This window comes from Microbacterium sp. C448 (assembly GCF_000582705.2).
Lineage (GTDB): Bacteria > Actinomycetota > Actinomycetes > Actinomycetales > Microbacteriaceae > Microbacterium > Microbacterium lacus_A.
Window position 1 is genome coordinate 1 of the sequence record NZ_HG779786.1, and the last position, 5561, is coordinate 5561.

Annotated in this window: 7 protein-coding genes; 6 read left to right on the top strand and 1 reads right to left on the bottom strand. The window is 70.5% G+C overall.

Annotation, left to right across the window (positions count from 1 at the left end; all coding sequences use genetic code 11):
- Positions 1 to 386: molybdopterin-binding protein (locus tag MIC448_RS14295; RefSeq protein WP_036301196.1), on the bottom strand; the 386-nt coding region annotated here is incomplete at its 3' end.
- 58 nt (positions 387 to 444) lie between these two features.
- Between MIC448_RS14295 and MIC448_RS14300 the strand changes: the two genes are divergently transcribed.
- The 6 genes from MIC448_RS14300 to MIC448_RS14330 all read left to right on the top strand — a co-directional run.
- Positions 445 to 1785, top strand: a complete 1341-nt coding sequence (locus MIC448_RS14300) for a ThiF family adenylyltransferase (protein WP_243420045.1) — start codon at positions 445 to 447, stop codon at positions 1783 to 1785.
- Complete coding sequence (gene glp, locus MIC448_RS14305) at positions 1782 to 3017, top strand: gephyrin-like molybdotransferase Glp (protein ID WP_036301199.1); 1236 nt, start codon at positions 1782 to 1784, stop codon at positions 3015 to 3017. Before MIC448_RS14300 ends, glp begins: the two co-directional genes overlap by 4 nt.
- Positions 3014 to 3490, top strand: a complete 477-nt coding sequence (gene moaC, locus MIC448_RS14310) for a cyclic pyranopterin monophosphate synthase MoaC (RefSeq protein ID WP_036301200.1) — start codon at positions 3014 to 3016, stop codon at positions 3488 to 3490. Before glp ends, moaC begins: the two co-directional genes overlap by 4 nt.
- Positions 3466 to 4377, top strand: a complete 912-nt coding sequence (locus MIC448_RS16495; protein WP_051514037.1) for an NTP transferase domain-containing protein — start codon at positions 3466 to 3468, stop codon at positions 4375 to 4377. Before moaC ends, MIC448_RS16495 begins: the two co-directional genes overlap by 25 nt.
- Positions 4377 to 4610: a MoaD/ThiS family protein gene (locus tag MIC448_RS14325; RefSeq protein ID WP_036301206.1), complete on the top strand. Its 234-nt coding sequence runs from the start codon at positions 4377 to 4379 to the stop codon at positions 4608 to 4610. Before MIC448_RS16495 ends, MIC448_RS14325 begins: the two co-directional genes overlap by 1 nt.
- A gap of 171 nt (positions 4611 to 4781) precedes the next feature.
- Positions 4782 to 5561: DUF222 domain-containing protein (locus MIC448_RS14330; RefSeq protein ID WP_158497552.1), on the top strand; the 780-nt coding region annotated here is incomplete at its 3' end.

The following is a 5561-nucleotide window of genomic DNA, read 5'->3' on the forward strand; positions in this document are numbered from 1 at the left end:
CGCGGCGCTTCGACGATGACGTTGGTCGCCTTGACGACGGCCACCGCCAGGGATCCGACCTCGAGGTTCATCTCGCGAACGGCCTCCGCCGAGAGTAGAGACACGACGCGGTGCGGGCCCGCCTGAATGTCGAGCTGGGCCATGACGCCGTCGATCTGCACGTGCGTCACGAGCCCCACGAAGCGGTTGCGGGCGCTGGAGAGGATGTCGGTCGGGTCTGCGGCGGCGCGGGCGAGCTCGACCGCGCGGGCGGCGAGTTCCGGGCCGGGGATCTCGGCGGGCGTGGCACCCGTGGTGGGGAGCAGCTCCTGCTCGACCCAGCGGCGCAGGGTGTCGTCGCTCACCCCGAGCAGCCGTGCCGCCTCGGCGATCTTGTAACTGCGCATCTCCCGATCCTATCTCCGCATTTGCGTGTTTGTCTCGGCATTATCTCCGCTCGTGCGGATGCAGCGTGCCTCCGCCCGCCCGCGCGACGCCCTCGGCTCACCCGGTGCCGTCCGCACGATCCATCCGGCGACACCCCGCGACGGGCCCGGATGCACCGGCGTGTCGGCGACCGGTCGTGCGGACGGCACGGCGATCCCGGCCGCCCCGACCGCTCAGCCACCGGATTACCCTGGGCACATGCCTCTCCCACCCCTCGTCGAGCCCGTCGCCGCCCTGAGCGAGAGCGAGCGCGCGCGCACCGTCCGGCACGCCAGCCTCGCCGGGTTCGGTGAACTCGGACAGCGTCGGTTGCGAGCCGCGCACGTCGCGGTCGTGGGCGCCGGGGGGCTCGGCTCGCCCGTCCTGCTCGCCCTCGCGGCCGCCGGGGTCGGCACGCTCACGGTCATCGACGACGATGTGGTCGAGGCATCCAATCTGCAACGTCAGGTGATTCACTCCCTCGCGGATGTCGGCGAACCGAAGGTCGACAGCGCCGCCCGACGGATCGCGGGGCTCTCACCCGAGACCCAGGTGGACGGCCGGAAGACCCGCATCGACCCCGCCAACGCGAAGGACCTGCTCGCGGGGGCCGACCTCGTGATCGACGGCAGCGATACCTTCGACACGCGCGAGGCCGTCGCGGCAGCCTGCGAGGCGCTGGGCACGCCGCTCGTGTGGGGCACGGTGCAGGAGTTCGCCGCCCAGGTGACCGTTTTCTGGAGCGCGCCTCCCGCGGGAACGGACCCCATTCGGCTCGGCGACCTCTACCCCTCGGGAAGCGTCGGCTTCGTGCCGACCTGCGCCGACGTCGGTGTGCTGGGGGCGCTCTGCCTGCAGGTGGGTGGCCTGATGGCGATCGAGGCGATCAAGCTCATCGCCGGTATCGGCGAACCCCTGCTCGGCCGCGTGCTCGTGATCGACAGCCTGCGCGCCCGGCAGCGCGAGGTTCCGCTGCGTCCCGCCGGTGCCGAGGCATCCGTGTCGCCGGCACCGTCCTCTCCCGTCGCGACATCTCCGATCCCCGAGATCTCGGCGCACGAACTGAGCGCAGCCCTCGCCGCAGGCACAGCCCCGACGATGATCGACGTACGGGAACATCACGAACTCGCGAGCGGCACGGTCCCGGGCTCGCATCATCTTCCCCTGGGCGCCGTACTCGCCGACCCGAACGCGTTCGCGGAGACGATCGGCGGTCCCGTCGTCGTGATCTGCCAGGCCGGTATCCGGGCCACCCGGGCGGCGCGAGCGTTGGCCGCCGTCGGGGTCGAGGCGATCGTTCTGACGGGCGGGATGGATGCCTGGGCGGCGTCGGACCTCGCGCGCCACCTCGCGACCCCCCTCACGACGGCTGACGCATGAGCCTCCGCACGGTCGAAGAGCACCTCGCCGAGATCCTCGCCGCCGTCAGCCTGACCGACACCGTCGACCTCCCGCTGGCCGCGGCGTCCGGTCGCACCCTCGCCGCGCCGGTCCTCGCGCGCGTCGATATCCCCGTCTTCGACAATTCGGCAATGGATGGCTTCGCCGTGCGTTTCGCCGACGTCCGGTCGGCGACGGCCGAGGCGCCCGTGGCCCTGCGCGTCGTCGCCGATCTACCCGCGGGCACGGACCTTGATCCCCCGCTCGGTCCCGGCGAAGCGGCCCGCATCATGACGGGGTCGCCCCTGCCCGCGGCCGCCGACACGGTCGTGCCGTTCGAGGACACGGTCGGCGGCCTCGACGATTCCCTGGAGCAGGCGGTCGTGCTGGCCGCACCACGTGCGAACGGCGCCCACGTGCGGCGGCGCGGCGGCGACGCCCACACCGGTGACGAGATCATCCCCGTTGGCGTTCCGCTCAGAGCCCTGCAGCTGGCGGCCGCCGCGGCGGCGGGCGTGCCGCGCGTATCGGTCTGCCGCGCACCGCGCGTGGTCGTCCTCTCGACGGGCACCGAGCTCGCCGAGCCCGGCACGACCCTTCGTCGGGGTCAGATCCCCGAGTCCAACTCGGTGCTGCTGTCGGAACTCGCGCGTGAGGCCGGAGCCGACGTCATCCATGTCGGAAGCGTCGGGGATGACGAAGACGACTTCCGCGCTGTCTTGGCTTCCGCCGTCGACGCGAATGTCGTGATCACGTCGGGTGGAGTGAGCGCCGGCGCTTACGAGGTCGTCAAGAACGCCCTCGGTTCGGATGCTGCGATCTCGTTCGTGAAGGTCGCGATGCAGCCCGGCAAGCCGCAGGGCTTCGGGGTGCTGCCCGGGGGCGCACTGTTCTTCGGATTGCCCGGCAACCCGGTCAGCTCGGCGGTCTCGTTCGAGACCTTCGTTCGTCCCGCCCTCCTCGCGATGCAGGGCCGCGCGGACGTGCAACGTCCGCTCCTGCGACTGCCCGCATCCGAGGGCTGGTCGACCCCGCCCGGTCGCCGTCAGTATCTGCCGGCGGCGATCGATCGCACCGACCCCACACGCTGGACCGTCCGCCCGGCAACGGCGGGTGGCTCGGGCTCGCACCTGGCCGGCGGTCTCGCCCGCGCCGAGGCCTACGCGATCGTGGCGGCTGAGCTCTCTCGAGTAGAACCCGGCGACGCGGTCGATGTCATGCTGGTGTCATGAGCTTCACCCATCTGGATTCCTCCGGTAATGCGCGCATGGTCGACGTCACCGACAAGCAGCCCACCGTGCGATCAGCGACAGCCCGCGGATTCGTGCGCTGCGCCCCCGAGGTCGTCGCGTCGCTCCGCGACGGCAGTGTGCCGAAGGGCGATGTGCTCGCCGTCGCCCGCATCGCGGGCATCCAGGGCGCCAAGCGCTGCGCCGAGCTGCTCCCCCTCGCGCACATCATCGGCGTGCACGGCGCATCCGTCGACCTCGTCGTCGAAGACAGGGGCGTCGCCATCGAAGCGACCGTCCGCACCGCCGACCGCACGGGCGTCGAGATGGAGGCCCTCACGGCCGTTTCGGTCGCCGCGCTCGCGATCGTCGACATGGTGAAGGGACTCGACAAGTCGAGCTCGATCGAGAACGTCCGGATCACGGCCAAAGAAGGCGGACGATCGGGATCGTGGAAGCGCCCCGGCGAGGCGTGACGCCCGGCGGGTTCGACGCGATCGTCCTCGCGGGCGGACGGGCGTCCCGATTGAGCGGCGCGCAGAAACCGCTGCTCGAGGTTGGCGGCACCGCTCTCCTGACCCGAACGATCGCCGCGGCGCGTTCCGCGGGCGCGGAAAGGATCATCGTCGCGGCAGAGCGGATGCTCGATGATCCGGGCGTGCAATGGGTCCGCGAAGACCCGCCGTTCGGGGGTCCGGTCGCGGCGATCATCGCCGCTCTCCCCCGCGTCGAGGCCGAGTGGACGCTCGTGCTCGCCTGTGACCTACCCGGAGTCGATCAGGCGCTCGCGCTGCTGCCGCTCGACGCACCGAATCAGGATGGGGCGCATCTGACGGATGCTTCGGGTCGGTCGCAGTGGCTGACCGCCCTGTATCGGACTGCCGCCTTGCGCGATGCCGCCGCATCCGTGCCCGATAGCGGACGTGACGCCCCCGTCCGAGCCCTCGTCAGCGGGCTGCGCCTGGTGGCGGTCGAAGCGCCCCTGGCCGCGACCCGGGATGTCGACACGTGGGAGGATCTTGAGTGGGCTCGTCGTCTTTCGGACGCGCCCGGAGAGGACGTCACTGTGTCTGAATCAAAGACGCCGTCTGAAGGGTCTGACCGCACCCTTCCGCCCGAGGCGCTGGATGAGTGGGCGAATGCCCTCGGCGAGCGCTTCGAACTGGCGAACGACGACGTCCACGTCTCGCTCATCCTCGATCTGGCGCGCGATGTGGCGAACGGTGTGGCTCGTCCCGCCGCCCCCGTCAGCGCATTCGTTGCCGGACTCGTTGCCGGCCGGGCCGGTGGTTCACCCGAGTCCGTGCGCGAAGCCGTCCGCGCGATCACGGAACTCGCCGAAAAGTGGGCGGAGAAGCGCTAGTGGCGCGCGTCCGCTATTTCGCCGCCGCCGAAGAGGCCGCCGGCCGCGAAGAAGAGGTACGTTCCGAGCCGACGCTCGGTGACCTCCGTGCCGCGCTCACGAACGACTACCCCGAGCTGGGACGCATCCTTCCGCGCTGCGCCGTGCTGGTCGGCGGTTCCCGGGCGGGCGACGACGAAGCGCTCGCGAGCGATGTGCTCGTGGACGTTCTGCCCCCCTTCGCCGGGGGCTGAGTCGCGAACAGGTCACTGAGCTTGTGCCTCACGGACACTGAGCCTGTCGAAGTGACCCGCCGCATCGCCTCCCCGAAGATGTGAGAACTCTCATGTTTTCGGCGTAGTTCCGGGCTGAAATGGGCGCTTTTTGCGCTTCGGATGTCGGAGGTCGCCCGTAGAGTTTCGAACATGTATTCGATCATTCGCGAGGTCGACACCGAGTTCCGTGAACTCGCGCACGACATCGACGAAGCGCGCGCCGCGGTCGCGCAAGCCCAGGCCGCGGAAGCCCGCGTGTTCGCCCGCGCAGCCGCCGTCGGGGCGCGTCGGGTAGCAGCACTCGGCTCGCCCTCCTCCCGCGAGGCGGAGCTACCGCTGCGGGCACTGGCGGCAGAACTAGGCGCAGCTGCGCGCATGTCCGATCGGACCGTGCAACGCCACATGAACGACGCCGCCACCCTGACCGAGAAGTTCCCCGCCACATTCAACGCCTGGGAACAGGGACGAGTCAGCACCGGGCACGTTCGCACGATCATGGAACACGGCCTGCCCCTCACGGACCCCGACGCGCGTGCCCTGTTCGAAACTGAAGCGCTCCTGCGTGCCGAAGAAACCACGCCGGGACGGCTGGGGGCGTCGCTCGCACGGCTTGCGGAGTCGTTGCAGCCTCGGACCTTGACCGAACGGCATCAGGAGGCGCGGGCGTCGCGGGGTGCGAGTGTGCGGGACATCGGGGACGGAATGGCGGAGTTCAGCACCATCCAGCCCGCGGTGCTTGCGCACGCGATGCACGACCGTCTCACCCAGCAAGCAAAAACGCTGAAGAACGCCGATCCGACCGACACTCGCACGCTGGATCAGATCCGGGCCGACCTCGTCGCCGACATGCTCCTCACGACGACCCCCACAGTGGAGACTGGTGCGGGGCTCTCGGACGGTTTCGGCGGACTGGGCGCGATCCGCGGGATC